An 18,431-nucleotide genomic window follows, 5' to 3' on the forward strand; every position below is an offset into this window, starting at 1 on the left:
ACGGGTCAGCGTGCGAGTTCAGACGACAAACCCGAGAAGTCGAGACGATCCAACATCTCCGGATGACAGATAAGGCATCCGCCGTCCACCCGCATGCGCTCGAACATCGCTAGCAGCACAGGCAGGGTTTGGGTCTGGTAGAAATCGTCGCGTTCCTCGGCGTCGGGGCTTTCCCAGTCTTCCTCTGATGGCCACGCCCTTGGGCCCCAGCGCAGATTCACGGATGCCTCACCAGGATGCGCGTCGGGGTCTGACATCTCGCGCAGTTCAACCTGTACCCCGAACGGACGAAGGCCGCCCAGGGTGTTCATGACCTCCGCGATCGGCTGGTTGAGTTCGCGTGAGATGACCTCGGCTTGGACATGGATGTTCTCTGGCAGCTTGTGCTTGCAGCCATCGACGAACACTGCGGTCACGGCGTGGAGTTCGTCGGTCGTGAATCGATTAAGCGAAGCCACCAAGCTTCGAGCGATGCGCGCAGCGGCGTCCATTTGCCAGCGCTGAGTTAGGCCGAGTTCCTCCCAAAGAAGGTCCGGCACCGGCGGTACGAAGTTCTTCCTCTGTTTGCGCCCAACCTTCTGGGCAATCATGTTTGCGAGACCGGTCGGTTCGACCTCTGCGAGGTCGACGTATTGAACGGTTGAGCGCAGGCCCGGTATTGCCGTGCTGTCGAAACGTGCAGGCAAGATGTACTCAGATGAACTCTCAAGGGCCCGAGCTTGGGCGGATCGGCGCTCATGTGTCGTCCAGGCCTTTTCTGCATACTGGCTTGACGCAAAGATCACGCAGAATCGTGCGGCTCGGTTGTACACGTAGTCCAGATGCTCAGAAAGATCCTTGCCCCAGAGTCGGACGATCTCGAATTCGTCATAGAAGACGCTAAGGCCGGCGAACCGGAGCTCCGTCGCGACAGCGGCGACGTACTCGCGTTGTTCGCCCGCGAACGAGAGGGCCACGTCGTACTCGAAGTCATCGTCAGCATTGCGCACGGAGATACGCTAGCCCGTTGGCCGACGTCGGCACTCCAACCGTGCAGCTCGCGGCGGATGCTGGCCGGCGGACGCCGTCGGCGTCGGTTTCGCGGGCCTGCCGGCGCCCGGAGTCGAGGCGGCGGACTGCGCCGGCTCCGTTGTGCTTGGGCGTGGCGCGATGGCGTTTACGGGGCGTTGCGGGGTTCGGTCGGTTGCGGTCATGAGGGTCGTTCCTTTGCGCGCGTTGGGCACTGATCGGCACGAGTGCCGATCAGTGACGCCGCTAGACCCATCAGCCCGGGGTACCAAACCCGGCCCTGACCTGCTATTTCTGTCTGTGAGGGGATGACGGGAATCGAACCCGCGTAGTCAGTTTGGAAGACTGGAGCTCTACCATTGAGCTACATCCCCGAGTCTTCTCCCGGAGCCGTGAGGCGTCGCGAAAAGGCTGCGGCCATATGGTGCCACAGCACCCGTAGCGCTCGCATGTCGGCAGTCCTCTAGACTCGTCGCTCGGCTCGTTCGCGGGTCGAGAACGGGGCGTAGCGTAGTGGCTAGCGCGCCTGCTTTGGGAGCAGGAGACCGCAGGTTCGAGTCCTGTCGCCCCGACTGATCGGCCGAGTGCCGATCCTGGTCGGCGGGCGCGATTTCGGGGCGGCCAGGTCGCTGAAGTAGGCTGACTCGTCGGTGCCGCGCGCCCGGATGCGATCTGACGCAACTCTGGGCGCCCCGATCGCACCACGACCATCCGTTACAAGGAGAACACCTGTGAAGAGCGCCGTCGAGACGCTGAACCCCACCCGGGCGAAGCTCACCATCGAGGTCCCGTTCGAAGAGCTCAAGCCGAGCCTCGACGCGGCCTACCAGCGGATCGCGAAGCAGGTGAACGTCCCCGGATTCCGCAAGGGCAAGGTTCCGCCCTCGGTGATCGACCGCCAGGTCGGCCGCGGCGCCGTCCTCGACGAGGCGATCAACGACGCGCTCCCGAAGCTGTACGTGCAGGCGCTGCAGGAGAACGACCTGCAGCCGCTGGCCCAGCCGGAGATCGACATCACCAAGCTCGAGGACAACGACACCCTGGAGTTCACCGCTGAGGTCGACGTCCGGCCGAGCATCGACCTGCCGTCGTACGACGACCTGGCGGTCAACGTGGACGCGATCGTGCTCAGCGACGAGGACATCGACGAGCAGGTCGAGGCGCTCCGTGAGCGGTTCGCGACCCTGAACGACGTCGAGCGCGCGGCTGCGGACGGCGACATCGTCTCGATCGACCTGGTCGCCTCCAAGGACGGCGAGGTCGTCGAGGGCGGCGAGGTCACCGGTTACTCGTACAAGGTCGGCGCGGGCGACATGCTCGACGGCGTCGACGACGCCCTGCGCGGCCTCTCCGCCGGTGAGGAAGCCACCTTCGTGAGCCAGCTCCTCGGCGGCGACCTGGCCGGCGAGGACGTCGACGTGACCGTCAAGGTCGGCTCGGTCAAGGAGCAGGAGCTGCCGGCGTTCGACGACGAGTTCGCTCAGACCGCGTCGGAGTTCGACACCGCCGACGAGCTGCGCGAGGACGTGAAGACCCGCCTGGAGCGCGGCAAGCGCCTGGAGCAGGCGGCCGCCGCCCGCGACGCCGTCCTGGAGAAGCTGCTCGACAGCGCCGAGATCCCGCTGCCCGAGGGCGCTGTCGCCTCCGAGCTCGCCGAGCGCAAGGGCGAGATCGAGCAGCAGCTGATGTACGCCGGCATGACGATGGAGCAGTACCTCGACAACGAGAAGCAGACCGTCGACGAGTTCGAGGCCGACCTGGAGAAGCGGGTCCGCGACGCGATGGCGGCGCAGTTCCTGCTCGACGAGGTCGCGAAGTCCGAGGAGCTCGGGGTCGACCAGGCGGAGCTGTCGCAGCACCTGATGCGCCGCGCCCAGCAGTCCGGCCAGAACCCCGACGAGTTCGTCAAGCACATGGTCGAGCACAACCACATCCCCGAGATGGTGGCCGAGGTCGTCCGCGGCAAGGCGCTCGCGCTGATCGTCGAGGGCGCCAAGGTGACCGACTCGGCCGGTGGTCACGTCGAGCTGAAGAACCTGCGCCCGGACGGCACCATCGCCTCCGCCGAGGAGATCGCGGCCGCCGAGGCTGCCGCTGCCGAGGCCGCCACGGCCGCGGAGGAGCCCGCCGAGACTGAGTGAACATCTGTTCACTGAATGTGATCAAGACCGCAGCCCCGGATCGTTGACTTGCGATCCGGGGCTGCGTTGTCTTGGCACATGACCACACCAGCGTCGGCAGCCAGCGTCCTGGAGGCCACGGCCCTGGCGACCGAGCACCTCGACCTGCTGGTCCTCGGCGGCGTCCGGGACGTGCACGCGGCGGTCAGCGAGCGGGTGCACACCGTGCTCGACCGGGTCGCCGGCGGCCCGGCACCGCGGCCGTTCCTGGCGCACCGGCTCCACGACGGGATCGCGACGAGCGTGTACGTCGGCATCGGGCTCGGGCTCAGAGCCACCGCCCTCGCGATGCGCCAGGCGGACAAGCTCGGCGTCGGCCCCCGGATCGAGGCCTCCCCGCGGGGCCGGTTCGTGGTCTCCGCGGTCAACGGCCTGATCGGGGACAAGCTGGTCGCCGACGGGTCCCCGCTGGCCATCGAGATCGGCGTCCGCCGCGACGGCCGGGACGTCGCGCTGACGCCGGCCGGGCTCGCGGAGGCGTTCCCCGAGCCCTCGGACGCGATCGTGGTCTTCCTGCACGGGCTCTGCGAGACCGAGAGCTACTGGGACCGGCGCAGCCGTCCGAAGCGCGAGGACGGCAGCACCACGTCGTCGTACGGCACCCGGCTGGCCGAGGACGAAGGCTGGACGCCGGTCTACGTCCGCGCCAACACCGGGCTCTCCCTGGCCGAGACCGGGGTGGCGCTGAGCTCGCTGCTGACCCGCTTGGTGCAGGACTGGCCGACCGAGGTCCGCCGGATCGCGCTGGTCGGGCACTCGATGGGTGCCCTGATCGCCCGGGCGGCCTGCGCGGTCGCCCTCGACGTCGACGAGCCCTGGACCGAGCGGGTCACCGACATCGTCACGCTCGGCGGACCGCACACCGGGTCGCCGGTCGAGCGCTCGATCGCCCGCGGCATCCGCCTCGCCGCACACGCCCCGGAGCTGATGCCGCTGGCCCGGGTGTTCGAGCAGCGTTCGGTGGGCGTCCTCGACCTGCACGACGGGATGCCCGAGGACGTCGCGGCGGTCCCGCACGCCCGGTACCACCTGGTGGCGGCGACGCTGGGCAAGTCGCCGACCAGCCCGATGGCCGCGACGATCGGCGACTACCTGGTCCCGTACCGTTCCGCTGTCGGGCTGCTTCCCGGCGACGTCGAGATCTTCCCCGGCGCCGACGTGCTGCACGTGCCCGGTGCCGACCACTTCGACCTGCTCAACCACGACGACGTGTACGCCGCCCTGCGGGGCTGGCTCGCGAACACCAGGAGCTGAGATGAACCCCCCGCCGTAGCCGCCAGCGTCGAGATCGCCGCCGCCCCCGAGAAGGTCTGGGCGGTCCTCGCCGACCTCGGCCGGATGCCCGAGTTCAGCCCCGAGCTGCGCAAGGCGTTCGTGCTCGGCCGGCCCGGCCTCGGCGCGAACATCATCGGGATCAACCGCCGCAAGGCCGTCGCCTGGCCGACCACCTCGAAGGTGGTGCGCTGGGAGCCGAACCAGGCGGTGGCCTGGAAGACCCGGGAGAGCGGCGCGACCTGGGTCTACGAGCTGGAGCCGACCGCGACCGGGACCAAGGTCTCCGGCCGACGGGTGCTGCCGGCGTACACGGTCGCGACGAAGCTGATGGGGCCGCTCATCGGCGGTGCCGCCGGGCACGACGACGAGCTCAACGCCGGCATCGCCGCGACCCTGGAGCGGATCAAGGCAGCCGTCGAAGGCGCCTAGGCTCGGGTACGGCGGGCAGAATCCGCCGTGAGCGAACAAGGGCCTATTGCCCGTGGATTTGACGAGGGCTCCGTCTAGTGTCGTGGACGTGAACGAGATCCTGACTCCCCAGATGACCTCCGCGCCTCAGATGAACGGCGGCGCCGCGTCGTACGGGCTTGACGACCACATCTACCAGCGCCTGCTCAAGGAGCGCACGATCTTCCTCGGGTCGGAGGTGCGCGACCAGAACGCCAACGCGATCTGCGCCCAGCTGCTGCTGCTGTCGGCGGAGGACCCCGAGGCCGACATCTTCCTCTACATCAACAGCCCGGGCGGCTCGGTGGACGCCGGCATGGCGATCTACGACACGATGAACTACATCCCCAACGACGTCGCCACGGTCGGCATGGGCCTGGCGGCCTCGATGGGGCAGTTCCTGCTCTGCGCCGGGACGAAGGGCAAGCGGTACGCCCTCCCGCACGCGCGGATCATGATGCACCAGCCCTCGGGCGGCATGGGCGGCTCGGCCTCGGACATCAAGATCCAGGCCCAGCAGTCGCTGCACATCAAGAAGGTCCTGCTGGACCTGATCGCCGAGCACACCGGCCAGCCGGTCGAGCAGATCGAGACCGACGCCGACCGGGACCGCTGGTTCACCGCCGACCAGGCCCTGGAGTACGGGTTCATCGACAAGGTGATCACCAGTGCCCGGGAAGCCGCCGACCAGGGCCGTCCGGCTCGCAACAAGGACTGAGGACACGATGAACTACTACATCCCGCAGTGGGAAGAGCGCACGTCGTACGGCATCCGCCGGATCGACCCGTACGCCAAGCTCTTCGAGGACCGGATCATCTTCCTCGGCACCCCGATCAGCGACGACATCGCCAACGCGGTGATGGCGCAGCTGCTCTGCCTGGAGTCGATGGACCCGGCGCGCGACATCTCGATCTACATCAACTCGCCCGGTGGCTCGTTCACCGCGATGACGGCGATCTACGACACGATGAAGTTCATCCAGCCGGACGTGCAGACGGTCTGCCTGGGCCAGGCCGCCTCGGCCGCCGCGATCCTGCTCGCCGCCGGTACGCCGGGCAAGCGGATGGCGCTGCCGAACAGCCGGATCCTGATCCACCAGCCGTACACCGAGGGCACCTACGGGCAGTCCTCGGACATCGAGATCCAGGCCAACGAGATCCTCCGGATGCGCGAGCTTCTCGAGCAGCTGATCTCCGAGCACTCGGGCAAGTCGACCGAAGAGGTCAGCCGGGACATCGAGCGCGACAAGATCCTGACCGCCGCCGGCGCGATGGAGTACGGCCTGATCGACTCCATCCTGGAGTCGCGGAAGGTGCCGGCGCTCGCCTGAGCGCAGTACGGAGTTTCTGTCGTGTCCAGTTGTCCTTATGGCCGAATTCGTCGCCTTGACGGAGTACGGTCAGGACAACGAGGCCGGGCGTGCACGCACGTGACCGGTTCGGTGAGTTCCGTCGACGGGCTGTCGACAAGGATGAGGGGAGTGGCCGCCAGTGGCACGCATCGGTGACGGTGGGGACCTGCTCAAGTGCTCTTTCTGCGGAAAGAGCCAGAAGCAGGTCAAGAAGCTGATCGCCGGCCCCGGCGTGTACATCTGCGACGAGTGCATCGACCTCTGCAACGAGATCATCGAGGAGGAGCTCAACGAGACCAGCGAGGTCGGTCTCGAGGAGCTGCCCAAGCCCCGGGAGATCTTCGAGTTCCTGAACTCGTACGTGATCGGCCAGGAGCAGGCGAAGAAGTCCCTCGCGGTGGCGGTCTACAACCACTACAAGCGGGTCCAGTCCGGTGTTGCCGCCGGCACCTCGAAGGGCAAGGAAGACGTCGTCGAGGTCGCCAAGTCCAACATCCTGGTGATGGGTCCGACCGGTTGCGGCAAGACCTACCTCGCGCAGACCCTCGCCCGGATGCTGAACGTGCCGTTCGCGATCGCCGACGCCACCGCGCTCACCGAGGCAGGGTATGTCGGCGAGGACGTCGAGAACATCCTGCTCAAGCTGATCCAGGCCGCGGACTACGACGTCAAGAAGGCCGAGACCGGGATCATCTACATCGACGAGATCGACAAGGTGGCCCGCAAGGCCGAGAACCCGTCGATCACCCGCGACGTCTCCGGTGAAGGCGTCCAGCAGGCGCTGCTGAAGATCCTCGAGGGCACTACTGCCTCGGTGCCGCCGCAGGGCGGCCGGAAGCACCCGCACCAGGAATTCATCCAGATCGACACCACGAACATCCTGTTCATCGTCGGCGGTGCGTTCGCCGGGCTCGAGCACATCGTCGAGCAGCGGGTCGGCAAGAAGACCCTCGGGTTCACCGCCGAGATGCGCGGTTCCAAGGAGATGGAGGCGGACGAGATGTTCGCCCAGGTCCGTCCCGAGGACCTGGTGAAGTTCGGCCTGATCCCCGAGTTCATCGGCCGGTTGCCGCTGATCGCCAGCGTCAACAAGCTCGACAACCCGGCCCTGGTGCAGATCCTGACCGAGCCGCGCAACGCGCTGCTCAAGCAGTACCAGAAGCTCTTCGAGCTCGACGGCGTCGAGCTGGAGTTCACCGACGACGCCATCACCGCGATCGCCGACAAGGCGATGGAGCGGGGCACCGGTGCACGCGGACTCCGCGCGATCATCGAGGAGGTGCTCCTCAACGTGATGTACGAGGTGCCCTCGCGCGAGGACATCGCCAAGGTCGTCGTCACCGGCGAGGTCGTTGCCGACAACGTCAACCCGACGCTGATTCCGCGCGAGCCCGAGAAGAAGGCCAAGAAGTCGGCCTAAGCTCGAAACCCGGTGAGGTGCGCTGGGACCCAGCCACACCTCACCGCGTCTCGACAGGCTCGACGTCCGGGGCTCGCGTCAGGCTTCGACCACCGGGGCCAGCTCGGCCTCGACGGCCAGCTCGGTCGCGTCGGTCGGCGTGAAGACCAGGTCGCCGGTGATCCGGCCGACGTTCTTCAGGTCGGCGGCGGCCGCCTCGGCGGCGGCGACCAGGTCGGCGGGACCGGAGACCACGGCGCGGGTGATCTCGGTCTTCATCGAGACCTTCGCCTGCGACTTGGCGCCGCGGATGCCTCCGAGCGCGGCCGCGACCGCGGGGAGCATCGCCGGGTCGCCCGCGTCGACGGCGCCGAGGTCGTCCGTCGTCGGCCAGGGCGCCCGGTGCACCGAACCGCCGCCCGCGTTGGCCGACCCCCACCACGACCAGACCTCCTCGGTCACGTACGGCAGGAACGGCGCGAGCAGGCGGAGCTGGACGTGCAGCGCGGTGACCAGGGCGGCGCGGGCCGAGGCGGTCTCGGGGCTGCCGCCCTCGTCGTAGGCCCGCTCCTTGACCAGCTCGAGGTAGTCGTCGCAGAACTCCCAGAAGAACTTCTCGATCGCCTCGAGGGCGGTGGTGTAGTCGTAGACGTCGAACGCCTCGGTCGCCCGGGTGATCACGGTGCGGAGCTGCGCGAGCAGGGCGAGGTCGATCGCCTCGGTGATCAGCGCGGGGGAGGTGTCGGTGTCGCCGAAGCCGCCGAGGACGAACTTCGACGCGTTCAGCACCTTCATCGCGAGCCGGCGGCCGACCTTCATCTGGGCCTCGTCGAACGGCGAGTCCAGACCGGGGCGGGCCATCGCGGCGCGCCAGCGGACGGCGTCGGCGCCGAACTTCTCCAGGATCTCGGTCGGTACCACGACGTTGCCCTTGGACTTCGACATCTTCTTGCGGTCCGGGTCCATCACGAAGCCGGACATCATCGCGTGCGACCACGGGACCACGCCGTTCTCGTGGTGCGCCCGGACGACCCGGGAGAACAGCCAGGTGCGGATGATGTCGTGGCCCTGGGTGCAGAGGTCCATCGGGAAGGTGCGCTCGAACAGGTCCGCGTCCGACTCCCAGCCGCAGGCGATCTGCGGGGTCAGCGACGAGGTCGCCCAGGTGTCCATCACGTCCGGGTCGCCGATGAAGCCGTTCGCCTGACCGCGCTGGGACTCGGTGAAGCCTTCCGGCGCATCGGTGGACGGGTCCACCGGCAAAGCGGCTTCGGCCGGCATCAGCGGGTGGTCGTAGTCGGGCTCGCCGTCGGCGTCCAGCGGGTACCAGACCGGGAACGGGATCCCGAAGAAGCGCTGCCGCGAGATCAGCCAGTCGCCGTTCAGGCCGCCGACCCAGTTGTCGTAGCGGTGCTTCATGTGGGCCGGCACCCAGGTGATCGCATCGCCGTCGGCGATCAGCTCGGAGCGCAGGTCGGCGTCCCGGCCGCCGTTGCGGATGTACCACTGGCGGGTCGCGACGATCTCCAGCGGCTTGTCACCCTTCTCGAAGAAGTTCGCCATCCGCTGGGTCGGCTTCGGCTCACCGTCCAGGTCGCCGGACTCGCGGAGCTTGGCCACCATCTCCTCGCGGGCGCTGAAGGTGGTCTTGCCGGCCAGGTCGGCATAGGCCTTCGCGGCAGCGGGCGCGGCGAGCCACTCCGGGGTCTCCCGCAGGATCCGGCCGTCGCGACCGATCACGGTGCGGACCGGGAGCTGGAGCTCGCGCCACCACTGGACGTCGGTCAGGTCGCCGAAGGTGCAGCACATCGCGATGCCGGCGCCCTTGTCCGGCTCGGCGGCCTCGTGCGCCACCACCGGGACCTCGACGCCGAAGACCGGCGAGGTGACCGTGCTGCCGAAGAGTCCCTGGTAGCGCTCGTCGTCCGGGTGCGCGATCAGCGCGACGCAGGCCGGGATCAGCTCGGGGCGGGTGGTCTCGATGTAGATCGGGTCGCCGCCAGCACGGTGGAACGCCACCCGGTGGTAGGCGCCGGCGTACTCGCGGGCCTCCAGCTCGGCCTGGGCGACCGCGGTCTGGAAGGTGACGTCCCAGAGCGTCGGGGCGTCCTGCAGGTAGGCCTCGCCGCGGGCGAAGTTGCGCAGGAAGGCGCGCTGGCTGACGGTCTGGGCCTTCTTGCCGATGGTCGTGTAGTGCTCCTTCCAGTCCACCGAGAGGCCCAGGGTGCGCCACAGCGACTCGAAGACCGCCTCGTCCTGCTCGACGAGCTCCTCGCAGAGGGCGATGAAGTTCGGCCGCGAGATCGGGATCTGCTTCTTCGGGTCGGGCTTCTCCGGCGGGGTGAAGTCGGCGTCGTACGGCAGCGACGGGTCGCAACGGACGCCGTAGTAGTTCTGCACCCGGCGCTCGGTCGGCAGGCCGTTGTCGTCCCAGCCCATCGGGTAGAACACCGACTTGCCCTGCATCCGCTGGTAGCGGGCGATCAGGTCGGTGTGGGTGTAGGAGAAGACGTGCCCGACGTGCAGGCTGCCCGAGACCGTCGGCGGGGGAGTGTCGATCGAGTAGACGTTCGCGCGCGGCTGGGTGCGGTCGAAGGCGTAGGTGTCGTCGGCCTTCCACTTCGCCGCCCAGGTGGCCTCCAGACCCTCCAGCGCCGGCTTGTCCGGTACGTCGACCGCGGCGGGCGCTGCGGTCGTCGGGTTCGCGGACGGGTGCTGGGTCTCGGTCATGGGCGCAATGCTACGGGCGGGCTCCGGGCTCCAGAAAACCAGTTGGCCCCGGTGGAACACCGGTGGCAGCCTCGGCGGATGACGACCCTGGAGTTCCACCCGGATGCGGAAGGCTTCCTGGCTGCCGCGGCCGACCACCTCGCCGCGAACCCGACCGGCAGCACCGTGGTGGCGAGCGTTGCCGCCCGGATGCAACGCGACGGGACCGGTGGCGTCCCGGTCGACGCGGGCTTCGCCTCCTGGTGGCTGGTGGTGCGCGACGAGGCCGGGCAGGTGGTCGGTGCCGGGATGCGGACAGCCCCGTTCGAGCCGTACCCGCTCTACCTGCTGACGATGCCCGAGGACGCAGCGGCCGAGCTGGGGCGGGTGCTCGCGGACCGCGGCGAGCCGGTCGGCGCGGTGAACGGGGCGCTGCCGGCCGTCGAGGTGTGCGCGATCGCGTACGCCGAGGCCGTGGGCGGCACCGTCCGCCAGGCCGAGCAGATGCGGTTGCAGGAGGTCGAGGAGCTGGTCCCGGCCCGGGCAGCCTCGGGTCGCTTGCGGAGCGCCGGCCCCGAGGACCTGGACCTGGCGCACCGCTGGTTCGACGCGTTCGGCGCCGCCGCGGCCGCCCAGGCCGGACGCCACGACCCGCACCCTCCGCCGATCGAGAGCCGGGACTCCCTGGCGAAACGGATCGCGGCCGGAGAGATCTGGTTCTGGGAGGACCCGGAGGGGGTGCCGGTGCACGTGACCGGCTTCAACCCGCCGAGCTTCGGGGTCGCCCGGATCGGGCCGGTGTACACGCCGGACGAGCACCGCGGCCACGGGTACGCCGCAGCGGCGGTCGCCGAGGTCTCGGCACGGCTGCTGGCCGGCGGGTCCCGGGTCTGCCTGTTCACCGACGCCGCCAACGCCACCTCGAACGGCGTCTACGAGCGGCTCGGCTACCGCCCGGTGGTGGACATGGCGAACCTGCTCGTCGACCTGCCCGAAGGCTGACTCAGGCCGGGCGCGGCGTCAGCCAGAGCACCCCGAGCGGGGGGAGCCGCAGGGTGGCGCTCGCCGGCTGGTCGCCGTACGGCTGGGCGGTGGCGGTGACGACGCCGAGGTTGCCGACGCCGGAGCCGCCGTAGCTCTCGGCGTCGGTGTTGAGCACCTCGTCCCACGCGCCGGCGCGCGGCAGCGGCAGGCGGTAGTCCTCGTGCGGTCGCCCGGAGAAGTTGCCGACGCAGACCAGGGCCTCGCCGGACCTGCTCCAGCGCACGAACGCGACCACGTTCGCGGCGGCATCGTCCGCCGCGAGCCAGGTGAACCCGGCCGGGGTGACGTCCTGCTCCCACAGGGCCGGCGAGCCGGCGTACCGGCGGTTGAGGTCGCCGACGAGGGCCCGGACGCCGCCGTGGGTCGACGCCGCGTCGTCCTGGCCGAGCAGCCACCAGTCGAGCTCGCCGGACTCGGCCCACTCGTTGTCCTGGGCGAACTCGGAGCCCATGAAGAGCAGCTTCTTGCCGGGGTGCGCCCACTGGTAGGCCAGGAACGACCGGACGCCGGCCAGCTGCTTCCAGCGGTCGCCGGGCATCTTGCGCAGCAGCGACCCCTTGCCGTGGACCACCTCGTCGTGGCTGATCGGCAGCACGTAGTGCTCGGAGAAGGCGTAGACGAGGCTGAAGGTGAGCTGCCGGTGGTGGTGCGCGCGGTACATCGGGTCCCGCTCGAAGTAGCCGAGGGTGTCGTGCATCCAGCCCATGTTCCACTTGAAGTCGAAGCCGAGGCCGGTGCCCGGATCCGCGGGCGCGGTCACCCCCGGCCAGGAGGTCGACTCCTCGGCGATCACCAGCGCGCCGGGGACCTCGGCCGCGACGGCCCGGTTGAGCTCCTGCACGAACGCCACTGCCTCCAGGTTCTCGCGGCCGCCGTGCACGTTCGGGCTCCAGGACCCCGGGTCGCGGGAGTAGTCGAGGTAGAGCATCGAGGCGACCGCGTCGACCCGCAGCCCGTCGACGTGGAACTCGGTGAGCCAGTAGAGCGCGTTCGCGATCAGGAAGTTGCGGATCTCGAGCCGCCCGAAGTCGAAGACCAGGGTTCCCCAGTCCGGGTGCTCGCCGCGGGACGGGTTCGGGTCCTCGTAGAGCGCGGTGCCGTCGAAGCGGGCGAGCGCGAACTCGTCCTTCGGGAAGTGCGCCGGGACCCAGTCCAGGATCACCCCGATGCCGGCCCGGTGCAGGGCGTCGACCAGGCGCCGGAAGCCGTCCGGGTCGCCGAACCGCGACGTCGGGGCGAAGTAGGAGGTCACCTGGTAGCCCCAGGAGCCGCCGTACGGGTGCTCCATCACCGGGAGCAGCTCGACGTGGGTGAAGCCCAGCTCGACCACGTACGCCGTCAGCTGCTCGGCCAGGTCGTCGTAGGAGAGGCCCTTGCGCCAGGAGCCGAGGTGCACCTCGTAGATCGACATCGGCCGGTCCGCCGAGTCCGCCGCCCGGCTCTCCATCCAGGCGCCGTCGGACCAGGCGTGGCTGCTCTCGAAGACCACCGAGTGGGTCTCCGGGGGGACCGCGGTGTGGACGGCCATCGGGTCGGCGCGGTCGGTCCAGACGCCGTCGGCGCCGGCGACCACGTACTTGTAGCGGCTGCCGGCGGCGACGCCGGGCACGACGATCTCCCAGATCCCGGAGCCCGGTCGGCGCGACATCGGCATCGTCGCCCGGTCCCAGCCGTTGAAGTCGCCGACCAGGCGGACCTCGCGGGCGTTCGGGGCCCAGACCGCGAACCGGACGCCGCCGCCGTACGGGTGCGCGCCGAGCGCCTCCCAGAGCCGGTGGTGCCGCCCCTCGCCGATCAGGTGCAGGTCGAGGTCGCCCAGCTCGGGGCGGGTCATGGCCGGGCCTGTCCGAGTGCGGTCAGGGCGGTCAGCGGGATCGCCAGCCACCCTGGACGGTTGCGCGCCTCGTACGTCGCCTCGTAGACCGCCTTGTCGGCGACGTACGCGGCCAGCAGGACCTGCTCGGCCGCCGAGATCGGCCGCTGCCGCTGCTCGGCGTACCCGCTCAGGAAGGCCTGGGTGTTGTGCGCCGTCCACTCGCCCGAGCGGTAGGAGACCTGGGCCGCCTCGTCGCTGGTGGAGCCGAGGTCGCGGGCCACGGTGGCGGCGGCGTAGTCGAAGGAGCGGATCATCCCGGCGACGTCGCGCCACGGGGAGTCCGGCAGTCGCCGCTCGGCGAGGTCCTTGACGGGCTCGCCCTCGAAGTCGACCAGCTTCCAGCCGACCGAGGTGCGCAAGGTCTGGCCCAGGTGCAGGTCGCCGTGCACCCGCTGGGCGCTCTCCGGGTCCGTGACACCGGCGAGGGCGGCGAACTCGGCGAGCAGGCCGTCCTTGAGACCGGCAAGCTCGGGGACGATCTCGACGGCCTCGTGGAAGCGCCGGCCCATCGTCCGGGCGACCTCGCCGAGGTCGAGCGGCGAGGTCCCGAAGGCCTCTGCCAGGACGCCGTGCACCTCGGCCAGGGTGGCGCCGAGGCGGTGCGCCTCCGCGGCGAAGTCACCGCCGGCCTCCTCCACGTGCACGGTCTCGGCGTGCAGGTCGGCCTGGGTGAACAGGTTGCGTGCGCTCGCGAGCGCCAGCTCCCAGCCGTCGCTCGCGGTCCGCAGGAACTGCTGCAGCATCGCGAGCTGGAGCTCGTCCCCGGCCGCGGTGGTGATCGCGGCGTACCCGTGCAGCGCCGCGATGTGCGGGTTGCCGGCCCGGGTCAGCGCCTCGTGGATCTCGATGTCCGGATTCAGCCCCGGGGTGAGCCGGCGGAAGATCTTGAGCAGGCTGTCCTCGCCGAAGGCCAGCGAGGAGTTGCTCTGCTCGCCGGAGTAGAGCGTCGAGTGGGTGCTGGTGTCCAGCGCGTGGTCGTCGGTACGGCGGAACGAGACCCGCGCGTCCGCCACCGCCTCGCCGGCGAAGGCCCGCAGCCAGACGTGCATGGCGTCGCGGTCGTGCACCGCGTCGTAGTGGTGCCGGTCGTCCCAGGCGCCGACTCGGGCGTGGGCCAGCCGCTCCTGCGGCTCGTCGTAGGAGGAGAGCGGGACCTGGTAGACGTCCTCGGAGTCACCGGACGAGACCGTCACCAGATTGGTGCTGACGCCCGGGGCGAGCTCGATCACGGTCATGCCGGCGACCTCGAACGGGCGGGACTTGCCGCCGAACCACCGGGCTCCGGAGAGATAGGACGCGAGCTGCTCCTCAGGCGTCATCGGCTACCTCCGGGAGACGGATCCAGTAGAAGCCGTAGCCGCCGAGGGTGAGCAGGTAGGGGAGCTCGCCGATCTGCGGGAACCGGACGCCGCCGAGCAGCTCGACCGGGGTGACGCCCTCCCAGCGGCGCAGGTCCAGCTCGACCGGTTGCGGGAACCGGGACAGGTTGTTGACGCACAGGACGGTGTCCTTGTGGGCCGCGCCGTCCGCGTCCGTCCAGGCGTACTCGCGGACGTAGGAGAGCACGGACGGGTTGGTGCCGCCCAGGTCATGGAACTCGCCCAGGCCGAAGCACGGGTGCTGCTTGCGGGTGTGGATCATCCGCCGGGTCCAGTGCAGCAGCGAGGAGGAGTTGTCGAGCTCGGCTTCCACATTGACTGACTGGTACCCGAAAACCGGATCCTGAATCACCGGCAGGTGCAGCCGGCCCGGGGTGGCCGCGGAGAAGCCGCCGTTGCGGTCCGAGGTCCACTGCATCGGGGTGCGGACGCCGTCCCGGTCGCCGAGCCAGATGTTGTCGCCCATCCCGATCTCGTCGCCGTAGTAGAGGACCGGGGAGCCGGGCAGCGAGAGCAGCAGCGCGGTGAACAGCTCCATCCGGTTGGTGTCGTTCTCCAGCAGCGGCGCCAGCCGGCGGCGGATGCCGATGTTCGCCTTCATCCGCGGGTCGGCGGCGTACTCGGACCACATGTAGTCGCGGTCCTCGTCGGTGACCATCTCCAGGGTCAGCTCGTCGTGGTTGCGCAGGAAGATGCCCCACTGGCAGTTCTCCGGGATCGCCGGCGTCTGCTCCATGATCTCCGAGATCGGGTAGCGCGACTCGCGGCGGACCGCCATGAAGATCCGCGGCATCACCGGGAAGTGGAACGCCATGTGGCACTCGGTGCCGAGGACGCTGCCGTCCTCCTGGGCCTCGGGGCCGAAGTACTCCACCACGTCGGTCGGCCACTGGTTGGCCTCGCAGAGCAGCACCGTCCCGGGGTAGTTCTCGTCGACGAACCGGCGTACCTGCTTGAGCACCTCGTGGGTCTCGGGGAGGTTCTCGCCGTTGGTCCCCGGGCGCTCGAACAGGTAGGGCACCGCGTCCAGCCGGAAGCCGTCGAGGCCCAGGTCCAGCCAGAACGCCATCGCGTCGAGCATCGCCTGCAGGACCTTCGGGTTGTCGAAGTTCAGGTCCGGCTGGTGCGAGAAGAACCGGTGCCAGAAGTACTGGCCGCGGACCGGGTCCCAGGTCCAGTTGGACGGCTCGGTGTCGACGAAGATCACCCGGGCGTCGGCGTACTCCTCGTCGGTGTCGCTCCAGACGTAGAAGTCGCCGTACTCGCCGTCCGGGTCGTTCCGGCTGGCCTGGAACCACGGGTGCGCGTCGCTGGTGTGGTTCATCACGAAGTCGATGATCACCCGCATGCCCCGGGCGTGCGCGGCGTCGAGGAAGGCGCCGAAGTCCTCGACGGTGCCGCACTCCGGGAGGATGTTGGTGTAGTCGGCGACGTCGTACCCGCCGTCGCGCAGCGGCGAGGTGAAGAACGGCGGTACCCAGAGGCAGTCGACGCCGAGCCACTGCAGGTAGTCGAGCTTCTCGGTCAGGCCGCGGAAGTCGCCGACGCCGTCGCCGTCGGAGTCCTTGAAGGACCGGACCAGCACCTCGTAGAAGACCGCGGTCTTGAACCACTCGGGCTGCTCGGCGAGGTGCTCGGCCTCCTCGTTGATCAGGGCGAGTTCGGTGGTCTGCTCGGTCGCTTGCCCGGTCACTGGTTCAGCCTCACGCTCAGGATGTGGGCCACCTCGACGGAAGGGTCGAGGCGGACGTAGTTGTCGGCGCCCCAAGACCAGGTCTGTCCGGAGAGCTCGTCGTGCACCTCGAGGACCGCGTCCCCGGGGAGGCCGAGGGCGGCCAGGTCGAGGCGCACCATCGTCTCGTGGGCGGAGTGCGGGTCGAGGTTGAGCACCACGATGACGAGGTCGGTGCCGGCCCCGGACGTCGAGCCTGTCGAGACGCCCGGACGTGCCCCTCCGGACGTCGAGCCTGTCGAGACGCCCGGACGTGCCCGCTTGCTGAAGCACACGATGTTCTCGTTGCCGCTGTCGTGCACGACCAGGTCGCGCAGCTGCCGGAGCGCGGGGTGCTGCCGGCGGAGCTCGTTGAGCCGGGTCAGGTACGGCGCCAGCGACCGGCCCTCGGCCTCGGCGCCCTCCCAGTCGCGGACCTTGACCTCGTACTTCTCCGAGTCGAGGTACTCCTCGCTGCCCGGCCGCACCGCCATCCGCTCGCAGAGCTCGAAGCCGGCGTACACGCCCCACGAGGGTGACCCGGTGGCGGCGAGGACGGCGCGGATCCGGAACGCCGCCGGACCGCCGTGCTGGAGGAACTCGTGCAGGATGTCCGGGGTGTTGACGAAGAAGTTCGGCCGGAAGAACGCCGCCGACTCCTCGGCCAGCTCGCGCAGGTAGGACTCGACCTCGCGGCGGGTGTTGCGCCAGGTGAAGTAGGTGTAGCTCTGGTGGAAACCGATCTTGGCCAGGGCGTGCATCATCGGCGGCTTGGTGAACGCCTCGGCCAGGAAGAGCACGTCCGGGTCGGTCGCGCGGAGCTCGCCGAGCAGCCGCTCCCAGAACGCCAGCGGCTTGGTGTGCGGGTTGTCGACCCGGAAGATCCGGACGCCGTGCTTCATCCAGTGCCGGACGATGCGGAGCACCTCGGCGTAGATGCCCTCGGGGTCGTTGTCGAAGTTGACCGGGTAGATGTCCTGGTACTTCTTCGGCGGGTTCTCGGCGTACGCGATGGTGCCGTCGGCGCGGGTAGTGAACCACTCCGGGTGCGCCTGCACCCACGGGTGGTCCGGCGCGGCTTGGAGGGCGAGGTCGAGGGCGACCTCGAGGCCGAGCGCGGTGGCCCGCTTCACGAACGCGTCGAAGTCCTTCAGGGTGCCGAGGTCGGGGTGCACCTTGTCGTGCCCGCCGGCCTTCGCGCCGATCGCCCACGGCGAGCCGACGTCGGTCGCGGTCGGGGTCAGCGAGTTGTTCCGGCCCTTGCGGTTGACCTCGCCGATCGGGTGGATCGGGGGCAGGTAGACCACGTCGAAGCCCATCGCGGCGACCGCGTCGAGCCGCTTCGCCGCCGTCCTGAGGGTGCCGGGGGTGATGCTCCCGTCGGCGTGCGCGACCGCGCCCTCGGAGCGCGGGAAGAACTCGTACCAGGACCCGACCAGCGCGCGCTCCCGCTCGACCTGCAACGGGTAGGGGCCGTCGACCGAGAGCAGCTCGCGCAGCGGGTACGCCGCCATCAGCTCGAGCACGGCCGGGTCCTCGGCTGCCGCCAGCCGGACCTCGACCGGGCGGGCGCTGTCGCGAAGGGCCGTGATCGTGTCCAGGATGATCGCGCGCGCGTCCTTCGGGGCCTGGGTCTCGCGTCCCCAGCGCTCCAGCAGCTCGGCGCCCTCGGTGAACATCAGCTCGACGTCGACCCCGGCACGGATCTTGATGCCGGCGTCGTGGCTCCAGGTGGCGAGCGGGTCGCTCCAGGACTCGATCGTGAACGTCCAGGCGCCGAGGGTGTCGGCCGCGACCGTGGCCGCGCGCCGGTCGACGCCCACCGGGACCGGAAGCATCCGGACGGGATCGCGGCGCACGCCCGCGGGGTCGGTGAGCACCACGTCGGCCCCGAGCTGGTCGTGGCCCTCGCGGAACACCACCGCGGTGACGGCGAAGGACTCGCCGACGATGGACTTGGCGGGATAGCGCCCGCGCTCGACCACGGGCGTCACGTCCATCACGGGGATCCGTCCCACCATGGGACAACCCTTGCGAACTACGGGCCCGGA

Annotated in this window: 12 protein-coding genes, 2 tRNA genes and 1 pseudogene; 8 read left to right on the forward strand and 7 right to left on the reverse strand. The window is 69.6% G+C overall.

Features of this window, described 5'->3' with window-relative positions; all coding sequences use genetic code 11:
• Positions 1-5 precede the first annotated feature (5 nt).
• On the reverse strand, positions 6-989 hold the full coding sequence (locus EFK50_RS16015) for a toll/interleukin-1 receptor domain-containing protein (protein ID WP_183407860.1): 984 nt from the start codon (positions 987-989) through the stop codon (positions 6-8).
• A 322-nt stretch (positions 990-1,311) separates the two neighbouring features.
• A tRNA-Gly gene (locus EFK50_RS16020) sits at positions 1,312-1,382 on the reverse strand.
• Between the two features lie 125 nt (positions 1,383-1,507).
• Here EFK50_RS16020 and EFK50_RS16025 point away from each other — a divergent pair.
• The 7 genes and pseudogenes from EFK50_RS16025 (at position 1,508) to clpX (ending at position 7,682) form a co-directional block, all read left to right on the forward strand.
• Positions 1,508-1,580 (forward strand) — tRNA-Pro (locus EFK50_RS16025).
• 159 nt (positions 1,581-1,739) lie between these two features.
• The gene (tig, locus tag EFK50_RS16030) at positions 1,740-3,149 is read left to right on the forward strand and encodes a trigger factor (protein ID WP_123228495.1); all 1,410 of its coding nucleotides are present in this window, start codon (positions 1,740-1,742) and stop codon (positions 3,147-3,149) included.
• Between the two features lie 78 nt (positions 3,150-3,227).
• The gene (locus EFK50_RS16035; RefSeq protein ID WP_123228496.1) at positions 3,228-4,442 is read left to right on the forward strand and encodes an alpha/beta hydrolase; all 1,215 of its coding nucleotides are present in this window, start codon (positions 3,228-3,230) and stop codon (positions 4,440-4,442) included.
• Positions 4,443-4,466: 24 nt separating this feature from the next.
• A pseudogene (locus EFK50_RS16040) lies at positions 4,467-4,892 on the forward strand (SRPBCC family protein); the annotation flags it as partial.
• Between the two features lie 112 nt (positions 4,893-5,004).
• Entirely contained in the window at positions 5,005-5,628 is a 624-nt protein-coding gene (locus EFK50_RS16045) for an ATP-dependent Clp protease proteolytic subunit (RefSeq protein ID WP_123228708.1), read from the forward strand.
• A gap of 7 nt (positions 5,629-5,635) precedes the next feature.
• Positions 5,636-6,241: an ATP-dependent Clp protease proteolytic subunit gene (locus EFK50_RS16050; protein ID WP_123228498.1), complete on the forward strand. Its 606-nt coding sequence runs from the start codon at positions 5,636-5,638 to the stop codon at positions 6,239-6,241.
• Positions 6,242-6,401: 160 nt separating this feature from the next.
• The gene (gene clpX, locus EFK50_RS16055; protein ID WP_123228499.1) at positions 6,402-7,682 is read left to right on the forward strand and encodes an ATP-dependent Clp protease ATP-binding subunit ClpX; all 1,281 of its coding nucleotides are present in this window, start codon (positions 6,402-6,404) and stop codon (positions 7,680-7,682) included.
• 78 nt (positions 7,683-7,760) lie between these two features.
• Here clpX and valS read toward each other — a convergent pair whose 3' ends face one another.
• Entirely contained in the window at positions 7,761-10,391 is a 2,631-nt protein-coding gene (gene valS, locus EFK50_RS16060; protein WP_123228500.1) for a valine--tRNA ligase, read from the reverse strand.
• Between the two features lie 78 nt (positions 10,392-10,469).
• Between valS and EFK50_RS16065 the strand changes: the two genes are divergently transcribed.
• Positions 10,470-11,372: a GNAT family N-acetyltransferase gene (locus tag EFK50_RS16065; RefSeq protein WP_123228501.1), complete on the forward strand. Its 903-nt coding sequence runs from the start codon at positions 10,470-10,472 to the stop codon at positions 11,370-11,372.
• 1 nt (position 11,373) lies between these two features.
• On the opposite strand, the gene glgB is transcribed toward EFK50_RS16065, so the two are convergent.
• Genes glgB through EFK50_RS16085 form a run of 4 tightly spaced genes read right to left on the reverse strand, consistent with a single transcriptional unit; the run spans position 11,374 to position 18,401 of the window.
• Positions 11,374-13,248 carry a 1,4-alpha-glucan branching protein GlgB gene (gene glgB, locus EFK50_RS16070; protein WP_123228502.1) on the reverse strand — a complete coding sequence of 625 codons (1,875 nt, stop codon included), beginning with the start codon at positions 13,246-13,248 and terminating at the stop codon, positions 11,374-11,376.
• Complete coding sequence (locus EFK50_RS16075; protein WP_123228503.1) at positions 13,245-14,609, reverse strand: maltokinase N-terminal cap-like domain-containing protein; 1,365 nt, start codon at positions 14,607-14,609, stop codon at positions 13,245-13,247. The genes glgB and EFK50_RS16075 overlap by 4 nt, the downstream gene beginning before the upstream one ends.
• Entirely contained in the window at positions 14,599-16,323 is a 1,725-nt protein-coding gene (gene treS, locus EFK50_RS16080; protein WP_246004208.1) for a maltose alpha-D-glucosyltransferase, read from the reverse strand. The genes EFK50_RS16075 and treS overlap by 11 nt, the downstream gene beginning before the upstream one ends.
• A gap of 35 nt (positions 16,324-16,358) precedes the next feature.
• Positions 16,359-18,401, reverse strand: coding sequence for an alpha-1,4-glucan--maltose-1-phosphate maltosyltransferase (locus tag EFK50_RS16085; protein ID WP_123228505.1), 2,043 nt, complete (start codon positions 18,399-18,401; stop codon positions 16,359-16,361).
• Positions 18,402-18,431: the final 30 nt, after the last annotated feature.

The sequence above is a fragment of the Nocardioides marmoriginsengisoli genome (assembly GCF_003725695.1).
GTDB lineage: Bacteria > Actinomycetota > Actinomycetes > Propionibacteriales > Nocardioidaceae > Marmoricola > Marmoricola marmoriginsengisoli.